Source organism: Parachlamydiales bacterium (assembly GCA_041671045.1).
In the GTDB taxonomy this organism is placed as follows: Bacteria; Chlamydiota; Chlamydiia; order Chlamydiales; family JABDDJ01; genus JABDDJ01.
On sequence record JBAZCF010000001.1, the window covers coordinates 343,586 to 361,657 of the forward strand.

General features: G+C 37.0%; 17 protein-coding genes and 1 tRNA gene. 10 read left to right on the top strand and 8 right to left on the bottom strand.

All coding sequences use genetic code 11. The annotated features are described in order from the left end of the window. Positions 1–88: 88 nt before the first annotated feature. Both lepB and WC222_01560 read right to left on the bottom strand, forming a co-directional pair. Complete coding sequence (gene lepB, locus WC222_01555) at positions 89–1,969, bottom strand: signal peptidase I (protein ID MFA6915058.1); 1,881 nt, start codon at positions 1,967–1,969, stop codon at positions 89–91. A gap of 280 nt (positions 1,970–2,249) precedes the next feature. Further along, the gene (locus WC222_01560) at positions 2,250–2,972 is read right to left on the bottom strand and encodes a hypothetical protein (GenBank protein MFA6915059.1); all 723 of its coding nucleotides are present in this window, start codon (positions 2,970–2,972) and stop codon (positions 2,250–2,252) included. 475 nt (positions 2,973–3,447) lie between these two features. Here WC222_01560 and WC222_01565 point away from each other — a divergent pair. Further along, positions 3,448–3,530, top strand: a tRNA-Leu gene (locus WC222_01565). Between the two features lie 277 nt (positions 3,531–3,807). Here WC222_01565 and WC222_01570 read toward each other — a convergent pair. After that, a complete protein-coding gene (locus WC222_01570; protein ID MFA6915060.1) occupies positions 3,808–4,212 on the bottom strand; it encodes a hypothetical protein in 405 nt (134 codons plus the stop codon). A gap of 578 nt (positions 4,213–4,790) precedes the next feature. Between WC222_01570 and WC222_01575 the strand changes: the two genes are divergently transcribed. Both WC222_01575 and WC222_01580 read left to right on the top strand, forming a co-directional pair. Then, positions 4,791–6,599 carry a protein-tyrosine phosphatase family protein gene (locus tag WC222_01575; GenBank protein MFA6915061.1) on the top strand — a complete coding sequence of 603 codons (1,809 nt, stop codon included), beginning with the start codon at positions 4,791–4,793 and terminating at the stop codon, positions 6,597–6,599. A 435-nt stretch (positions 6,600–7,034) separates the two neighbouring features. After that, complete coding sequence (locus tag WC222_01580; protein ID MFA6915062.1) at positions 7,035–7,406, top strand: hypothetical protein; 372 nt, start codon at positions 7,035–7,037, stop codon at positions 7,404–7,406. A gap of 19 nt (positions 7,407–7,425) precedes the next feature. On the opposite strand, the gene WC222_01585 is transcribed toward WC222_01580, so the two are convergent. Both WC222_01585 and WC222_01590 read right to left on the bottom strand, forming a co-directional pair. Next, positions 7,426–7,776, bottom strand: coding sequence for a DUF86 domain-containing protein (locus WC222_01585; protein ID MFA6915063.1), 351 nt, complete (start codon positions 7,774–7,776; stop codon positions 7,426–7,428). Next, positions 7,754–8,050, bottom strand: coding sequence for a nucleotidyltransferase family protein (locus WC222_01590; GenBank protein MFA6915064.1), 297 nt, complete (start codon positions 8,048–8,050; stop codon positions 7,754–7,756). The genes WC222_01585 and WC222_01590 overlap by 23 nt, the downstream gene beginning before the upstream one ends. A gap of 441 nt (positions 8,051–8,491) precedes the next feature. Between WC222_01590 and WC222_01595 the strand changes: the two genes are divergently transcribed. The 4 genes from WC222_01595 (at position 8,492) to WC222_01610 (ending at position 10,861) form a co-directional block, all read left to right on the top strand. After that, positions 8,492–8,821 carry a DUF6176 family protein gene (locus WC222_01595; protein MFA6915065.1) on the top strand — a complete coding sequence of 110 codons (330 nt, stop codon included), beginning with the start codon at positions 8,492–8,494 and terminating at the stop codon, positions 8,819–8,821. A 254-nt stretch (positions 8,822–9,075) separates the two neighbouring features. Then, positions 9,076–9,297, top strand: coding sequence for a hypothetical protein (locus WC222_01600; protein MFA6915066.1), 222 nt, complete (start codon positions 9,076–9,078; stop codon positions 9,295–9,297). Between the two features lie 596 nt (positions 9,298–9,893). Next, positions 9,894–10,118 carry a hypothetical protein gene (locus WC222_01605; protein MFA6915067.1) on the top strand — a complete coding sequence of 75 codons (225 nt, stop codon included), beginning with the start codon at positions 9,894–9,896 and terminating at the stop codon, positions 10,116–10,118. Continuing rightward, a complete protein-coding gene (locus tag WC222_01610) occupies positions 10,115–10,861 on the top strand; it encodes a zeta toxin family protein (GenBank protein ID MFA6915068.1) in 747 nt (248 codons plus the stop codon). Before WC222_01605 ends, WC222_01610 begins: the two co-directional genes overlap by 4 nt. Before the next feature lie 82 nt (positions 10,862–10,943). Here WC222_01610 and WC222_01615 read toward each other — a convergent pair whose 3' ends face one another. Continuing rightward, the gene (locus tag WC222_01615) at positions 10,944–12,548 is read right to left on the bottom strand and encodes an FAD-dependent monooxygenase (GenBank protein ID MFA6915069.1); all 1,605 of its coding nucleotides are present in this window, start codon (positions 12,546–12,548) and stop codon (positions 10,944–10,946) included. A gap of 248 nt (positions 12,549–12,796) precedes the next feature. On the opposite strand from WC222_01615, the gene WC222_01620 reads away from it, so the two are divergent. Together WC222_01620 and WC222_01625 are read left to right on the top strand one after the other, a co-directional pair. Then, on the top strand, positions 12,797–14,494 hold the full coding sequence (locus tag WC222_01620; protein ID MFA6915070.1) for a protein-tyrosine phosphatase family protein: 1,698 nt from the start codon (positions 12,797–12,799) through the stop codon (positions 14,492–14,494). Between the two features lie 276 nt (positions 14,495–14,770). Then, a complete protein-coding gene (locus tag WC222_01625) occupies positions 14,771–16,087 on the top strand; it encodes a hypothetical protein (protein MFA6915071.1) in 1,317 nt (438 codons plus the stop codon). 11 nt (positions 16,088–16,098) lie between these two features. Here WC222_01625 and WC222_01630 read toward each other — a convergent pair whose 3' ends face one another. Further along, positions 16,099–17,046 (bottom strand): hypothetical protein, encoded by a 948-nt coding sequence (locus WC222_01630; protein MFA6915072.1) that lies wholly within the window; start codon positions 17,044–17,046, stop codon positions 16,099–16,101. A gap of 101 nt (positions 17,047–17,147) precedes the next feature. On the opposite strand from WC222_01630, the gene WC222_01635 reads away from it, so the two are divergent. Beyond that, positions 17,148–17,624, top strand: a complete 477-nt coding sequence (locus tag WC222_01635; protein MFA6915073.1) for a hypothetical protein — start codon at positions 17,148–17,150, stop codon at positions 17,622–17,624. 81 nt (positions 17,625–17,705) lie between these two features. Here the strand turns inward: WC222_01635 and WC222_01640 are convergent, their stop codons facing one another. Continuing rightward, positions 17,706–18,071: a hypothetical protein gene (locus tag WC222_01640; protein ID MFA6915074.1), complete on the bottom strand. Its 366-nt coding sequence runs from the start codon at positions 18,069–18,071 to the stop codon at positions 17,706–17,708. Position 18,072 lies beyond the last annotated feature (1 nt).

Consider the following 18,072-nt stretch of genomic DNA (forward strand, 5'->3'; position numbering starts at 1 on the left):
TTTGTCATGCTAACTTTCCCTAGTATAAGGTTTTGCGACAAGTCGCTGAACCTTATACTAGGGAAACGTTTCAATGGGGAAAAATCAATTAGATGTCGAAATCGCTGGGCAGTTGAGATCCTCTGCGTTTCTTATATGTCCAAATTGAAAGTGTACCTATGGCCAATGCAGCTAGTGACCAAACAATAAGATTTGGAATAGTGATCCAAGGACGATCAGGTTCGTTTTTTGCCCATCCATAGCGAGAGCCGGCCGGCCACATTAAATAGCTAGGCGCTCCTTGAATATTATCTTCCGGGACATAACCCCAAACACGGCTATCTCCACTCATTGCATGGTTGTCACCTAGAGCTAGGTAATGTTTTTCTGGGATATGTAGGCCGAATTTTTTGATGATCTCGTCATTTGCAGGCGGGCCGCGGTCTAGGAAGGCGATATAAGGTGCGTTAGGTTTGGAAGCTTCTTCTCGGACTTTTTCATCCGCGATAAATTTCTTCAGAACAGTATCATTCTTCTGCATGATGACACCGCCCATAATATAGAAATCCCCATCTCTAAAATAGGCATAACGGTGGGGGAAGCTATACTGATTTTTTCCTCTAGGAGTTTGTAAAGAGGAGAAATCGATGCCGTAATTGAATAAATTTTGGATGTTCTTTAGGGAACGATCGTATAATGGATGTTCAGGAGGAAGTTCAGTTGTGACGCCACCCCAGGCGATTTGATAGGCTTTACCGTGGTAGAATTCATAAGTGCCGTCTTCAATGCCTTCAAGCGTAACTTCTGCAGCATGGCTTGATCTACCTTCTGCATCGTACCTGCGCACTTTGCCACCCTCTACTACAAACCTGGCGGTATAAAGTGTATCCATAAGAGCATTAAGATGGCGGCTTTTCAAAGGAATGTAGGAGCGGTACCCAGGGATGACAACTCCCATGCCGAAAGGTGTGGATGCCACGTAAGGAGAAGGGTAAGATAAGCTGGGGTTATGTCTGACTTCCAGGTAGGCTTCTGCATCCTTCAAGCTGTTTACATCGACATCTCCATTGGAAGCGACTTGATCTTTGGTCAAAAGTTGCACCATGGCGTAGTTGCCAATACCCCAGAAATCGCTGTAGGTGGTGATCTTGTCGTGAGGTTTTTCAGCTGCAGCCGGATCGTCAGGAAGGAATTTTCCATCTACATAAACTTGACCTTGTGCAGGCTTACCTAGTGTAAAGCTGATTTTTCCGAGTACTGTGTTCATTTGTTTAACTACCACAGTATTTTGTCCTGAAGGGGCTAATTCACCAAGGAAAGTGATAAAAGGAATGTACTCTAAGCCTTGCATCCAGGGGGCATCATGGTATTCATTTATTTTGATTCCATTTCGATCGATGCCATAAACCTTACCGCCATAGAAATACAATGTGTCTCCAGGCAGTCCCATCACACGTTTAATTAGACGTTTTTTGTAGGGAAATATGCCAAAATAAGAGCCATCAGAATCATACATAGGGATATTATCGGCGGAGAATGTGAAAACTCCCGTACGAGTGATCAATGAGGGATCAAATTGGAAATGTGCGGTGGAAAAGGGAACGTTAATTCCGTAGGCTGTTTTAGAAACGATGAGTTTGTCTTGTTCTTTGTATGTAGGCCGCATGGATCCAGTAGGGATCTCATGAAATTCGAACCATACCTGTCGGACTATAGTGGCTATGAATAGTGCAAATATCAATGCACCTACCAATTCTAAGATATATTTCCAAGCAGGTTTTTTTACATGTACATTCTGGAACTCGTCCAAACGGCTGGCTACTTCGTCTATTTTCGGACGATCTTTTTCTAAGATTGCTGTATCAAGGGATTTGAGGTCCTGAGCGAGAGTTTCTCGGCGCGATTCCGGAAGAGTTTTTTTATTTTTTTGATACCAGTCCACTAGTGATTGCAGAAGTTGACGAGCCTTATTTACACGAAAATGTTTCATTCCGGCATAAATATTTTCCTTACATTGGATTAGTTAAGATAAACCTCTAGGAAAGAAAAGGCAAATAAAAAAGATGTACGTATTTTGTTCGCCTAAATGTGATGAAAGGGGGAAAGAGGGTGGAACATCTGTTGATATTTTGTCGAAAAACCTTAGAGCTTAAGGATATAAATATATGGCACTAGTAAGCTTAGTAGCATAAGTTGTTTATTTTAAATATCTTAAGTAATACCGCTTAGAAGGGGGCAAATGCCATACATAAAGGAAAAATTGTTTATAACTACAGGGGGGGTCTAGGACTTCTCAATCCGCTTCCAGAATCGATAATTCTAACCTTAGCACTTCCAACCATACCTTGAACTTCTAGCCAATACGGAAAGTATCCAGGGTATCCGCTTGTTGCAGAAGGCAGATAGATCTCAATTAACTTTGACGAAAGATCAGAGCCATCTTTAGGCCAGCGTGCTTTCCACCCATCAAAAGGAATACCTGGAATTTGGCTTCCATTCACAATCAATCTAGGCTGCCAGATGGGTCTTCTATCTAACAAGCCCATTGCCGGCTGTGACCCTGCTTTTTTACGCTCTTCAGTTGGAATCCAGGCAAAATTGAGGTTGATGAGCTTTGCGAGGATGTTGTTAGCACCGCTTAATGTAACCCAACTGTGCTGTGTAAAGGAATAGGCATCTTGGATTTGGCTGGTTTGCAAGTTTAATTTGTACCGAATCCAACAGGTGCTTCCTGGAGCTCCACTTGCAAACCATTCTCTCCATGAAGGTACATTGCCACCCATCATGCTCTGTGGAACGGATGCTTCTTCTATTGTCAATGTCTCGTTCTCTTTGGCATAGATCATAAATAGAGTGTAGGCTTTGTTTTGAAAGGCCACGATAAAATCGCCCGGCAGTACTTTCTGCATGTTTTCGCGTAGGATATATTCCCCTTTAAGGTCCATCGCAAATGACAAAAATACTAATAGTACTAAACAAAATCTTCGTAGCATCTCATTACCTTCCGTATATCATGCCATTTACGCTACAGGAGAGGACTTTATCTGTCACTCTTTCAGACAACTTCGCTTTGATTACAAAAATCTATGTGGTAAATGGTTGCTAATCCAAAGCTGAGTAAGTAATAGAAGTGTGGCATTTTGTAGGATTAAATTTTTTATTTTGTATTCTATAGCAGAATAATTTTTTTCTAATTTTAATTACAGGGTTAGTATGCCTGCAGATCAATTTTCAACTTCTAATTTCAGTAAGATCTACAGCGATCATTTTCTGCATAAGATGCCTAAGAATATATTCCCGTAAAGAATGTGAAAAACTAACAAAAAATTTCATACGAAATTCTGCCTTTAATTTCTGTATTGTCATCTCATAATATGGCATTTAACATGCTTTAGAACGCTTTATCTACATGTTTTGAATTTCCAGTTGACCTGAATTCATAACCTCGCTAATCTGTTGTCCATCTACGCTCGGATGGTGGAATGGTAGACACTAGGGACTTAAAATCCCTTGGGCTTTTGCCCGTGAAGGTTCGAGTCCTTTTCCGAGCATCTTATAGATAAGCCACTTATGCGTAAGTCGTGTAAGTGGCTTTTTTGTTTCAATGAGATTTCCTTTTTTTCCCGTTTTTTCAGAACGTCAAGCTAACAAAGAAGATATTCTAATTAGTCTTTAATCTATCTTTTTGTTCACGAATAATCTTAAAAAATTCTGGGGCGAACTGAACTCCGTTAAGAGCATGACTTGTGGAGTTTCTCCATGATGGATGAAGTAATATTCCTTTATACAAATCTCTAATTCTCTCATGTAAATCAATATCAAAGGTTTTTAGTAGGGTTGCATCATTAATAAATCGTTCACAATAGCGCGATAGCGTTCAAATTTTAGGATGGTGGAATGTTCAATAGTTGTGTGTACAGTAGTTAGTCTCTCAAGTTCATTAAGCATTTCTATCCGCTTACCCGGAATAAATTTATGATAGAGATAGTTACATATGCAAAAAAATGTGATGGCTACACCACATACACCTAAAGCTGTTGTAATATAGGGTGAGGCATAACTAGTACTTAAATACCATAAAGTGCACATAGTAATAGGAATGACTTTTAGATCTCTTAATGAGCTGTCTTGTTTGACTTCCCATGAAGGTGTGGGAAGCACTGCTTCGGCTTCCTTTTCTAACTCTTTATTGTTAATGATCTTTGTGACTGCAAAGATGGAGAATGCATGCAACTAATTAATGTATTAATAATATTCTAGATTTAAAATAAAAAATAATTATCACGATTTTAAATAAAAAGCAAAAATAATTAATTTATCAAGTACTTAATTAATTACCCACGGAAATAGAGAATGGGAACATTTTCATGTTTTCCTATGGCTATATTTACCTTTTCGAATCCAGTCCTTTGTAAAAACCAAATGAAAGGTGGGTAGAATCGATTTACTTAAAGGTTTTAAGGAGGCAAGTAAGATGAAATGAAGGTTATTGGCTGATAAACTAAATTTTTCAGTCGTTCAGAAGCTGCCGATACAGATCATTAGGAGATGTTAATAGAACTCTTAGATATAAGAATAGTTATAACAATCTTATTATAAAATTTTATCCATCATGTTTTTTGTGAATTTAATTTTAATGGCATATAAGTTGCAGTAGATTAGATTGATTAATTGAATTTATTGTTATTTTATTAAAATATTTTTTGTATTACTGTTAATATAAATATGCATTACTGTTACTATAAATAATAGATGTTTGTAACAGGGATTGTTAGATAAAATTAAATTAAATGCACAACAAGGTGTAATTTATGGCACTACCTTCTTCATCTACCATTCATCTCAGTCAAACAAGTGCAGAAATATTGCTTTTTGTGGGTAATATACATCGTGATGGTAAAAGTATTACTCTGGAAAATGCTTTAAAGAGCGATCTTGATCAAGATACTAAATCCAAACTCTATAGAGCCGCAAAAGAGGCTTTTGTAGATTCTAAGATTCATCTCAAAAATAATTCAGATGATCAAAAAGCCATGGAAATACTGGTTAGGGCTTATTCTATTCTGACTTCAAAAAAAATAGGAGCTTCCCCTAAAGCTGACACGTGGTGGAGAAAAATATTTGGCACTAATGAACTCCGAGAACATGCACGCATGGTTAAAGAAAGCCAAAAATTGTTTAAAAGTAACTTTGATAGTTATTTACAAGCTACTCATAGCCGTAAGGCGCAAAAAGAAATTCAAAATGGGGATGAATTATTAGCAATTGTTGCTCAAAATGGGGAGAGGATTGACACTTATATAAAGGAATTTAGCCCTAAAGCTCAAAATATATGGATACAACTCAAGGCCCAACTTGACCTAGCAAGGGATCCACAGACTTTCACTAAAGACTCTACAGTAGAAACTACATTAAAACTTTGTGAAGAGTTGTATTCAGAACTTGCTACACCTATAGATAGCAATGACCACATAAACTGCATTTTTACAGATGATAGAGACTCGGGTTTAAAAGCGCATGAAAAAATTTTAGGGTTTATATGCGGGAAAATTAATGTAAGGGAATTGCTTAATTCTGGCAATTTTAAGCTACACCATAGTCCTGAAATAGCTAAAACATTGGCTCAGCTAGATAACATTAAAGATGTTTGTCAAAAATCTCCATCATTAAAAGAAGCATACACTAAATTAGAAGTTGCTTTACTTAGGCAAGACGAAAGACAAATAAAAGACATATTAAAACAGATTAAGAATGAATCTGGCCAGCAAGATTTTTTTATGGTCATTTATAATAATACTCAAAAAGCTTTTCGTTTATTAAGAAAATTTATTGCCGGTTTGCAAACAAATATATTTGATAATGATACAACAAGAGAAAATTTAAAAAATTATTCATATACTCAGGCTTCACAAACGGCTTTAAATGGATACGTAGAAACTCCCCATGCTGATGGAATTGATGCGCATACAGTTACCATAGGAAAAAATAATAGTGTAGTGTCAGCTGCTCCTAAAAAAAGCTCTGAAGTAAAGGCTTATTTCACAAATTTGGAAAAAAACAATGTACGTACGATTGTAACTCTTCATGAAGATTATGAAAAAGGAATGAATAATTTTATTTTATTTCCCGACGAAGTGGGCGAAACTGTGCGTCATGACAATGTGGAGATTACATTGTTAAATAAAATAAACTTTTCCATTGACAGTGATATTCATACTATTACGCAATCAAATATTCAAGTAATAAAGGATGGTAAAGAGTTCTATTATACTGCCTTCAAACTTAATAACTGGGATGAGGAAACTGCTACTGTAGACGTCGAAGCATTAAGAAAATTCAGTTGGGCTGTCAACTTATATGGAGAAGGCGGATTCTATGATGGAGATAAAAAGGGCCACCTAGCTATAACTAGTAATAACGGTACTGGTCGAGCTGCAACTTTCTTAATGTATCATGAAATAAAATATAATGTTGATCATAAACATAATTCTGATTTTATTGATTTTAATAGTTTCTTATCGGATGTCATTGAAGCTCATTTGGAATTTAATCGCGTACGACATGGAGCAAATGACGAGCAATTAGCTGTAGTAGTCGCCGCATTGAATGAAGAGGATTAAACAATGGGGTAAAGCCTCTACGTATGTTTACTTGACTATAGTATGTCTCAGGTATTCGTTGGACTTTTGTTGTATATTCGAGTCCTTTTCCGAGCATGCCAAACCGCAAGTGAGTAAGTCCTTGAACAAGGCTTAGTTACTCACTTTTAAAGAGACTTAAGCTAGCAATAGTTTAAGTCTCTTTTTTTTTATTTTAATTGGATTTTCCCCAGTTTTTCCCCACTTGTCCACAACACATAACAATAAAGGATAATCAATAAGGCGAGTTTCGACAATTTAGCGCTCTTATCAAGTTTGTATTTTACTGGGTAAAAGTGGAAAAAAAACGTATCTTTGCTATGTAAAAATTTGATTTTCTCGAGTGTAAATTGTTGGAAAAGCAAGGGATTATGAATCCGCAGCGCTCTCGTCTTCGCCTATTTAGGAGAAATGCGAATGGGATCAATTAAAGAACGTAAAGATAAAAATGGAAAGATACATTTTCATGTTCTGATAAGCGCCTGCATGTTGGGTGTTGGGACTTATTGTTTTCGATTGTCGGGAATGACACTCGGTCAAGCTTTCACGCCGCCTTCAGCGCTCGGTCCTGTCATCATTGCTGGTGATACGATTGTACGCAGTTGGTCTTTTTTAGTTTCAGCAAGTACTCTGTTTGTTTTTGAATTGCATAACTTATGGGGACTTTCGTTTGGAACTCTATTTTTCCTAGTCAATATTTTGCCTTCTGGCTGTATCTTTGCGCCCAAGTGGTCATTGTTATTGGCAAGAAAATGCGCTTCCAGCAATCAAACAGATAACGCTGTTTGAAGAACCTCAGATACACTTCTCAATCATTAGTCAAGGCTAACAACTGCTGCTTAAGAGATGAAAGATGAATATGTATTGTTTCCCATACAGCACTCACATCCACTCCAGAATATTCATGTATGAGAACATTTCTTAACCCGATCATCTGCCTCCAGGGAATATGCGCATGGGTAGTTTGAATGGCAAGTGGTATATTATTGCTCGCTTCTCCGATAATTTCAAAATTTCGAATTACAGCGTCTATTACAAGTTCATTTTTCTTAAATTCGGAGATGGTCATGTTCTTAGTATACTGCTCAATCTTGTCGATAGAGTGTAGAATGTCTTTGATACGGAAAGGCCACTCTCTAGAAGATTTGCTTGGCTTCACTGAGAATTCTCTTTTTTAGTGCAGGATGGAGTGCTCGTGTGCTGACAAGATCCACTTCGCATTTTAGGATATCTTCCAAGTAAAATTTGAGATCAACAAAAACGAAAAGTCCTTTTTTTGCATCGAAATCGACAAGAATGTCAATGTCGCTCGTTTTAGTCGCCTCATTTCTAGCGGTAGAACCAAAAATTGCAAGGTGTCGCGTGCCTAATTGAGATAGGTGCTTACGATGAGATTCTAGAACTGTCTTAGCTTTATCAAATCGTGTATTCATATTTCCATTTTGCGATCTTGAGTGCTGTCAAGTCAAGACATTTACGAAATTTACGCAAAAATTACGCTCTAGACTGAAAAGACTGGAAGAAAACAACACAACTCAGCACAGTGGCAGCTTCCTTAACTCGTTCAAGGTATTGCTCCTGTGTTTTCTGGTTTGTGCTCGTCAGTATATCTCAAGAGACTTAAAATCCCTTGGGCTTTTGCCCGTGAAGGTTCGAGTCCTTTTCCGAGCATCTTTAATTACAAGGGTTTAAGCTCATTGGCTTAAGCTCTTTTTTGTGCAAGCCGATTGTCCAATTCCTGTCGTTTGTCAAAAAGATTTGCAATAGTCTACAATTTCAATTTTTTTGTAAGATTCACGAAAAAATCTTTTTCTGGTTAATAAAAAAGTTCCGAAAAATTCATGAGAGTATTCGTATAATGTTTATGGAGAGACATGAAGACTATTTGTATAAGAACAAAGTTAAAAAAAGACTCTATAAATGAGGTGCGTGAGTGGTTTCAAACACTAAAAGATCGAAAAAAGGAAGTTTTGGAATCACTTGAAAATGAGGGAGTTATAATGGAATCTGCTTTTCTCGAAAAACATGGCGATGACTTGTTTTTAATCTATTACATGAAGGCTAAAGATATTGCCAACGCATATGAAGTTTTCAACACATCCACACTGGCTATAGACGATTATTATAAGAAATGTTGGTATAAATTTTGCGAAGGCAGAGAAGTGTTAGAAGAACTCCTGGATATTGATCGAATTGATTTATGAACATTGATAAGACTTTGCAAGAAGCCTGTCGAATTGCCTTTCGATCAAATTTTATCATTGAGATTCTAGACTGAACGCATTCTTTTATTTTCAGAAGACCAGCATCACTTACTAAATGGTCGCTTGTATATTGAAATTGCAACTATATTTCAGAGGGGTCCACAAGTTGAAATTGCGGTATTAGATCGTTTATCTGAAAAATATTCTCCTGAAAGTATTCAAGGAGCCTTTTTAAGGTTTAAGAAAAAGGATTTATGGTAACCCATAATCATGATTTATCTCAAAATGCAGTTGCTTTTTGGCATGATACAAATCTGTTGTCAAATAATCTAGAGCCTAAAGTAGCTGTTATACAAAACTTTAGTTGCTCTGAAATTTCATATTTAACTAATTCGCTAGAAAATTTGGGCTTTACGTTAAAAGATGATGGAGACTTCTTTGTTGTTTTGTCGATAACTATATTTGCCAAGAGCTAGAAGCATATAATGCAGTCTGGATAGGCCACTTTTTGAATCAAGAAAAACAGATTGCTGGAGCTTTCTAGCATGAAAATTTCCATAGGTAACTCCAGGTTGAACTTTTTCGACTTAATTGCTTTTGGATATCCAAGAAGCTAGAGAGATCTAGGACTTGTCTTTTTTTATACCATCTATTTCTCTCTTCAAACTATGTTTTTAGAAGCTTTTAAATTTTTTTTGATTACTCATAAGCCAAGGATAACCTCGTCAATTTGCGTGTTTGGCTTTTGTTCATTGTATTTAAAAATTATGTGGTCTACTGGGGATCCAGTAGATGCCAGCCCTCGTCATCACGAAGGAAATAGCCGTTTCGTGGTAAAAAAACAGGGTTGCTTCTGCTGTACCTGTAGATGGTCCAATCCTTTTCAACTATAACAAAGCAAAAACTGCAGACTAGTAGGTCTGCGATATAGATAAAGCAGGTGGGAGTCTCTTTCTCATATGTTATAGGGTTTTGACAAAGAGAATAGGCAAGTTCATATACAGTTTAGGGGCTGTCTTGCAAATGCAACTCACATTGTGTAATCTAATGTTTTATTTCACTTAGGTGAGCTATGAGTTTGTCAGAAAAAGCTATACAATTTCAGGAGGAGCACATTCCTGAGCTTGCGCAAGCTGCTATTGTTAAAGCTTATTGGGAAGCTCTTGCAGTCGGCAGCAGTGTCATTGAATGTCGTGATGGTGTTCTCATTGAAATTTTCCCAGATGGTTCCCATAGAGTCATCCGCAAATTAACCCCTTCGTTTAAAATTTCCATCGGTCAGCGTATAGAAAGATGAACTCTGCTTTAAGTCCACGCCTAAGGATGTTTGCTGGCCCAAATGGTTCCGGTAAAAGCACGATAAAATCTGTAGTAGGCACTCAGCTTTTAGGTTTTTATATTAATCCTGATGAGATGGAGGCAGAAATCCGCCGTCAAGGATTTTTAGATTTTCATCCTTTTTCCATCCAAACAACACACAAAGAAGTATTAGCTTTTTTTTCTAATTCTACTCTTTTAAAAAAAGCTAGTCTTTCTGATAAAGTTTCCTCTCTTGAATTTGAGGGGAGTTGTTTGCATTTCAAAAATATTGAAATAAATGCCTATTTTGCCTCTGTTGCAGCGGATTTTATTCGTCAAAAACTCATAGAAAATAATAGTCCATTCACTTTTGAAACGGTGATGTCTTCAGAAGATAAAATTGAGCTCTTGCAATACGCAAAGTTAAAAGGATACAGAACTTACCTTTATTATGTAGCTACAGAAGATCCAGAAATCAATATCTCCCGTGTAAAACATCGTGTAAAGATGGGTGGTCATCCTGTTCCTGAAGATAAGATAATTAGCCGTTATGGCAGATCACTTGAGTTATTAATAGAGGCAGTGAAGTTGTCTGATCGCGCTTATATTTTTGATAATTCAGGACATGAGCACGTATGGCTTGCTGAGGTTACAGAAGGCAAAATCCTGGAAATGAAAGTTGATTCGATGCCTATGTGGTTTAAAAACTCTCTATGGGACAAATTTCTAAAAAAACCATAACTATTAGCTAGAAAGTGTTAAGGATCTTATAGGACTGATTTCTTGTATTTCAGACCTGACATAGCCTAAAGATTCCCAATTCTTATTGTATCGGTTGAAATCCTACCTTCTGTAATAATTCACCCAGCAAACTTGGATTCACTTCGCCCATAAACAGACCAATATATTGGTCGGGGCGGATTAAGCACATACTTGGTTTGCTGACTGCGTAGCGTGTGTGAAGGGCTAAATCATTATCTTGGATTAGATTGGGTACGTTTATTTTCTTATCAGAGACGATGTAGGGTTTTATCAAACTACCCAATTGATCGGATATTTTATGATATGCATCTTGGATGGATTCAATCGATTCTGTGGTAGGTGCAGGCCCTGTGAAGAGCAATAAATTGTGCTGGTTATTGCGTAAATAGTCATAAAGCCTTCTGTTTTCCGATAATACTAGATCGGGTGCACGTTCCCCGGGCTGTGGACCGGAAGAATGTCCATTAGATTGCTTAATGATGATATGACTATTTTTATATTTCAATGCGGTTTGTGTAATAAGACCGACCATTTTACGTTGGATAAACCTGACCTTATCCGTGACATTTCTAAAAATGAAATTTCTAATGCCTTGCAAAAATGAATTATTAGTGAGTCCAAGAAACGCTAATGCTTCAGTGAATTTGATGACGTTTTTAATGATGGGGTAGCGTTCTTCCTGGTAGCTATCTAGAATTGTCGGTTGGGCTTTATTGTTGATAACCAATGCTAGTTTCCAGCTAAGATTAAAGGCATCTTGCAGGCCTGTATTCATTCCCTGAGCTCCTGCCGGAGAATGTACATGAGCAGCATCTCCTGCAATGAATACGGATTGATTGCGTAACTTGGATGCAACTTTGCTATGGATCCAAAAAGGTGATGACCAGATCACTTCGATAACTTCACATTCTCCTTCTGTATAGCCCTCCACAATTTGTTTTATCTCATTTTCTGTAAACTTATCCTTGTTTTGATCCTTTCCTACGTTGCCTACAATACGAAACTTATCATTTTGATCATTGGGAAGAGAAAATATACCTATAAGGGTTCCTTTATTGATGATCATATTTACTGAGGAACGATCAAATTTCGATTTAAGGCGTACATCTGCGACAAAAAACTCTTGATCGAAGTCTTTTCCTACCATTTTGATATTAGCATGGTTACGCACCGCACTATTATAGCCGTCGCAACCTACTAGCCAATCGCTTTCAACTATTTCCGTCTTTCCATCTAAATATTTTAGCGAGGAAATAACCTTATTGTTCTCTTGTCTTAACTCGATAAATTCAACATTTCTTTCGACTCGCACATTCAATTTTTCTAATTCATGATTTAATATGTGTTCTGTATCTGACTGGGGCAGCATGAGTATGAATTTATGAAAAGAGTCCACAACATCTAGGGGAACTTTGGCGAGTCTTCTTTTCTGACTATGAATTTCAAGTGATTTGGTGACTACACCTCTATCTAAGAATTCTTTGACAATACCTATATGCTCTAGTATTTCAATGGTTCTAGTTTGAATTCCTGCTGCATTGGTGGTTAAAGTCTGGGTAGCTTTGCGATCGATAATTCGAACAGGTATACCAAATCGGGTTAATTCCAAAGCTACTGCTAATCCGGAAGGACCGGCACCTACAATTAATACGGGGATATGTTGCACTAGATGCCTTTTTAGCTTTCATCCATAGTGTATGTAAAGATTTCTTTTCAAGAGTACTTGGCTGAGAATGGTGAACTTTCGGCTGATTTTATCAAAATGTATATTATCTTAATTGTATGTGTATTACTGTTAGTGTCTATTTAATAAAATTGTGTTTAAAATATATTATTGATTGTTATTTAAAATGGATAATATTTTATAATAATATTAATATCTGAGAGATGATTCTGTACAATAGAGGTTTTTCTATGGGATTAGAGAATAATCTAAGAACGTCGTTAAGCTCGATGACTGAAACAAGTCAGTTTAAATCTATAGTTGAAAAAGCCTCAGTTAATCAATTAGCCAGTGTTTTCAATAAAGCTTTAACTAGCGCTCCCCCTGAAAAGAAAACTGTTATTATAAAAAATATGCAGAATGCTCTTAATATAAAGAGCCAGCAAAAACTTCCTAGTAGTATATTTAATAAATTATTTGGCAGGCCTTCAGAAAAACAAAAACTGCAAAGAGAAATGAATAATTTCCAGCTGACTCATGGAAATCCTTTGCAGCAAAAACGTGAGGCTAGTCTAGCAAAAGTGACATCCTTAAATCAGGAAATGAAGAATAGTCCTGAGATACACAACTCTTTGAAATTTTATTTTCCTAGGGATTCGGATCTGCATGAAATGCTTAATATCATGGCAGATAACAATGTTACTTTCGCTGATGTTAAAGATGACTTAAGTAAATTTATCACAGACAATCAATTCCAAAAAATATCTACAGTAAGAACAGGCATAGAAAATTTATTAAGAAATAGTAGGCCAAAACCTAAAATGACACAGCAAAGTGCTGCTAAAAGCGCTTCTGATTTTAGTATGCCCTTATCAAATTCCTTAAGGCAGCTGCGATTAAACCCCAGTTCTCAAAACAGTAGTTTGATATTAAATAATTTAAATTCAGGGGCTATAACTATTCAAAAGTTCGAAAGCAATATTTCAAAATTGATGAGTGAATTTAACAAACATCCAGATGTAATGAATCACTTTACAGGATTGTCGCAAATGGAGAGCGACAACATTATTTGTGATTTGGCTGCAAATAACAAAACCTGGGGCGATTTTAGTTCATCCATTGCCCCAAAAGTTTCTTCAAGTGAAATGTGGAGTAAACTTCAAAGTTTCAATGGAAATCTTAAAGGTCCATATGTCCCTTCCGGTATGTTAAGGCCTTCCTTTACCGATGTTAAGTTACCGGCCAACAGTGCTGTCAAATTCTCCATCGGAAATCAGCAGCCGGCCCTTTGGGTACATGCTAGCCATGTCAAAATGCAGGATAACTCTCAATATATTTTATCACAGCATCCTGGCTTTCCGGATGAAGCGGGTGGAAATAATGCAGCATATTTTTGGAAGATGGCGGGTCAAGAGAATGTGACAATGGTTATAGACCTTTCACAACCGGGCGACTCTCATACTTCTGCTTATCATCCACAAACTCCCGGGAAAATGACCTTTCAGGACCATACTGGAGGAAAGACTACAGTAGAACTTAGAGAAAAACCTATTGAAAAAGACGGAGTGATTACCTACAAGCTTTTCATTGATAACCACGATGGCAAAGAACCAAAGGAAATTACCCGCATGCATTATACAGGGTGGAAAGATTTTGGGGGAGCTGAGGGGAATAAAGTCCTCGATTTGATTAATACTGTAGATAATGCAAATTCAGATAAAATGTGCGTACATTGCCGAGCCGGAGTAGGACGTTCCGGGACTTTTACCGTATTGAGAACTGTAAAGCACTTGGTCGATAGCGGGGTGATTACTAAAGATAATTATGGTGACAAACTTTTGGAAATCATCAAAGACGTTCGCACCCAACGGGGATCAATGACAGTGCAAACTGAAGATCAGGTAAAAATGCTTTTAGACTCTACTAAGACTCTCTTGGGATTGCAGTAGTCTCATAAACCAATAATGTGCCGCTCCGGAAGATAAGATTTATCTAAACTTTTATTAGTCTTCCTGCTATTATTATTTTGCCAAACCGTCAAGAGGTGAGTCTTGCAAAAGACTTAGTTACCTCTTTCTTAAAGGGGCTTAAGTCAGCAATGATTTAAGCCCCTTTATTATTTCTTTTTCTAAGATTTCTGATCATCATTTTCTAAATAAAAATGTGGAGCTAAACCAAAATAGCGGGCATTATAGATATTTCTAAAACTTAAAAGTGTTTTAAATATGCCTTTTGACCATACCATCGCAGGGATTCAAGCTATCGTTTTTGCACGCGAAGATACCATCCAATCTCCCATAGAAATGAGTACGGTTGAGCGTCTTGCCTTTCTTTCCCTAGGTTTAAGTGCGGTACTGGTAGGTGCACAAGTAATAGAGAGAGTAGATCTAAGACGACACTTGGCGCCTGTGCGAGAATACTCTTTGGCGTTTATTGAACATATTTTAAGTAAAATAGGTGAGAAAAGGCGGCGGTCATTTGTCGAAAGGCATGTTGCTAACTGGGCAAGTGATTTAGAGAAGTATGTTCAGATTCAGGCGGGATTGCCAAAAAGCTCACAAGATTGTTCTCTGATGTCAGCTAGTTTCATGGGGATGAGGGTGAAAATGAAAATGATTAAACCTGCCGTTACAGCCAATCTGAAAGTTATTTTTGATGAATACATGCAAGAAGGCCCTATCCTTGAACTCGGAGCAGGGATTCAGCAGTCCGGTTCCATTAGTTATCTAGCTAAAACGGGACCTAAAAATTATAGGTCGCGCTTTATTTATTCTGACTTAGTGGTCCCAGCAAAGGAAGGTAAAGGTAAGCAGAGCTTACCTTACATACAAGTCGATGCAACACAATTAGCCAAAAGTGTTGGAAAAGATAGCCAATATAACATTGTTGCATTATGTGTCGTGGACGCCATCTCAAGAAGAGATTTACCTAAGTTCGTAGAAGGGCTAAACCATTCGCTAAGGGTAAGAGGAAGGGTAGTGATCATATCTGATATTCTTTTTGATGAAGGGCCGCTGCTTGAAAAACACTCTGAGGGAGGCAAGTTAGCGTTTCCATATCAAGAAGGGGATGAGCTAGGAATTAAAACACTTCCTTTCAATTTACTAAAAGAAAGGGCACACAGTCTATCAGCAGCATTTTTTCAATTCATAGTATCTTTAGAAGCACTTTCTCCGAAAGACAGGTTTAAGTATTTGATCGGCTCTTCCGTAGAAAATCAGGACCTTTTCTCGATTCTAAATACTATCTGCCCTCTGGAAAGTTATGAGAAGATTCAGCACAGAACTTCATTTATGATAGATCTGTGGGACGCTTTCAAAACACATAAAGAATTTAAGGTACTTAGCAACGGCTACTATGAAAAATCGGTTGTCGATTGGGGGATCATTGCCAGCAAGGTTGGAACGAAATCTGTAAATTTTGCATCTGCTGATCTGAGAACGGCCGACTTATTTCAATATAAAGTGGTTCCGGAGATAGGTAGAGGTAAATTTGCATTGAAATCTGTTATGTATGTATTTGCCGCTGAGAAAATAATGTAGGCCTTATAGGGTTAAATCCCTAAACGCTTTTGGATTTTGATTTTTTCTTCTTCGATATCATTAATGCCCATGAGATGTACATGCGCCTTCTTCTGTATATATCCGACTCTATCCTTACCAGTATTTCCAATGAAAGAGGCTCTACGCATGCTTTCAAAGTCTGCATCATTACTAAAAAAGTTTTTGAAGAGTTTTCTAGGGACTTTTCTTGCGGAAATGATCTTATTCTCTTGCCTCTCTATGAGATATAATTCTTTTTTATTTTTTGGGTCGCTTAACAAACGGGATTTTATGTGCTCAACTTCGTTTTTATACTGCTCAATACGTTGGGCTGCACATTTTTTGAACGATTTATAATCTTCAGTAGAGGCGTCACGAGTAGGACAGCAAAGTTTTACGTATTTTGCTGTCTTGAGTGCAAATTCAAAATATTTGTTTAGTATTAGTGGAAGACAGACAGAGTTCATTTTTTCATTATACTGTCGATAGACTTCTAATTTAATGTTGTCTGCAAGTTTTCTATCAAAATCAGAATAAGAAGAAAATAAAGGCTCTGGTATGGTCGTTTCTAGAAAAACACATACCTTAAGTTTTTGAGCATTTTTGGAATCAACTCTGATAAGGATTCTGGATTGTAATCCCAAGGTAAGTTCGAAGAATTTTGATAAGGATACTTCTTGAATACACCATTTAATTTGTCTATTTCCATAAGCTAAGACTAATTTTTTTTCCTTTTTATTATAGAATACAGCTTTCATTTTAACTTTAGAGCTACTTTGAGAGTACTGTGATGGGGGTTTTATTTTTGCAAATGTCAATTTGACAATGTTATTTTCTTCGGGTGGACCCCAACATGTTATGATTTGAAATTTCCGAGAGATTACTTTATGTGTGTGGATAATACTAGTGGGAACTGAAACAGAAGTCGTACGTGGTTGCTGTTCAGTGCATATGCTCATAAACTTACCCCCTAATGCTGCTTTTAACAAAGTGAATAATAGTGGGCAAGGAATAGTGGTACTTGATAAATATATCGAGAAGGAAAGATGGAAAAGCTCTTATGACTGAGATCAATACGAATACAACACTATTGCCATTAGAAATGTTTGGTGCTGCAAGTTGTCAAATACGTGAATCAATTATGCAGGTCAGAAAACAATCATCTTCATTTAACGTAGATACTAATTTTATGGAGCTTATTTCGGTAGGGGTCGCCCTCGAGTTAGTAACCAAAATACGAGTTGTAGGATTATTTAAGACGTATAATAATAAGAAGATTGAAAATTTCAGTGGAACGGATATTTGTATAAATTATCTCAGTGATTTCCTAATAAATCATTTAAATTACAATTTGCATTCTTACAAATCTGATATAACTAAGGGTAAAGTTTGCCTGAAACTTGGAGATGTCGGAAAATACAAAAAAATAATATTTAATCTAAATTTGGATGCTCTAAGACAGAAATATTCAATTCAAAATATAAGAATAAAACAGAGTATTGAAGTCGTAACACACGATCTATTTACCCGCGGATAGTTTTTTGAAAGTTATTTAGGGGGTGCGTCGTTTTCATTTTATAAAAATAAGTTGTCATTAACTGTCCGCAAGGTTTGTGACCTATGAGGCGGTGGACTGACTGTCATTGCCGACAGGTGAAGGCTTCAAGTAAAAAATCTTATTGATGGCTGCAAGAAGTCCTTGGCATTGATGAGTAGATGACATTGTAATAGTGTATTTTCTTAACCATACCTCAGGTACATATTTATACGAGACAGTTCTGTAGCCGGCGCGGAGGAGTTTCCACGTTCCTTCAGTATTATCTTCTTGTGTTACAACAAGGTCGAATTGTTCAAAAATTTTTTGTAGGCGTATGTGTGCGGCGCTATTAGTTACTTCGGAGGAATGCTTTACTTCAATTCGGCAAATGTATCCTTCAGATTGAGCTTGTGGAGGGGTAATGTAGCGTATTGATCCGGTGAACATA

Excerpts from the sequence above, each read along its gene's own strand:
- lepB (MFA6915058.1), bottom strand. The coding sequence starts at position 1,969 with ATGAAACATTTTCGTGTAAATAAGGCTCGTCAACTTCTGCAATCACTA.
- WC222_01560 (MFA6915059.1), bottom strand. The coding sequence starts at position 2,972 with ATGCTACGAAGATTTTGTTTAGTACTATTAGTATTTTTGTCATTTGCG.
- WC222_01575 (MFA6915061.1), top strand. The coding sequence starts at position 4,791 with ATGGCACTACCTTCTTCATCTACCATTCATCTCAGTCAAACAAGTGCA.
- WC222_01580 (MFA6915062.1), top strand. The coding sequence starts at position 7,035 with ATGGGATCAATTAAAGAACGTAAAGATAAAAATGGAAAGATACATTTT.
- WC222_01590 (MFA6915064.1), bottom strand. The coding sequence starts at position 8,050 with ATGAATACACGATTTGATAAAGCTAAGACAGTTCTAGAATCTCATCGT.
- WC222_01595 (MFA6915065.1), top strand. The coding sequence starts at position 8,492 with ATGAAGACTATTTGTATAAGAACAAAGTTAAAAAAAGACTCTATAAAT.
- WC222_01600 (MFA6915066.1), top strand. The coding sequence starts at position 9,076 with ATGGTAACCCATAATCATGATTTATCTCAAAATGCAGTTGCTTTTTGG.
- WC222_01605 (MFA6915067.1), top strand. The coding sequence starts at position 9,894 with ATGAGTTTGTCAGAAAAAGCTATACAATTTCAGGAGGAGCACATTCCT.
- WC222_01610 (MFA6915068.1), top strand. The coding sequence starts at position 10,115 with ATGAACTCTGCTTTAAGTCCACGCCTAAGGATGTTTGCTGGCCCAAAT.
- WC222_01620 (MFA6915070.1), top strand. The coding sequence starts at position 12,797 with ATGGGATTAGAGAATAATCTAAGAACGTCGTTAAGCTCGATGACTGAA.
- WC222_01625 (MFA6915071.1), top strand. The coding sequence starts at position 14,771 with ATGCCTTTTGACCATACCATCGCAGGGATTCAAGCTATCGTTTTTGCA.
- WC222_01630 (MFA6915072.1), bottom strand. The coding sequence starts at position 17,046 with ATGAGCATATGCACTGAACAGCAACCACGTACGACTTCTGTTTCAGTT.
- WC222_01635 (MFA6915073.1), top strand. The coding sequence starts at position 17,148 with ATGACTGAGATCAATACGAATACAACACTATTGCCATTAGAAATGTTT.
- WC222_01640 (MFA6915074.1), bottom strand. The coding sequence starts at position 18,071 with ATGTTCACCGGATCAATACGCTACATTACCCCTCCACAAGCTCAATCT.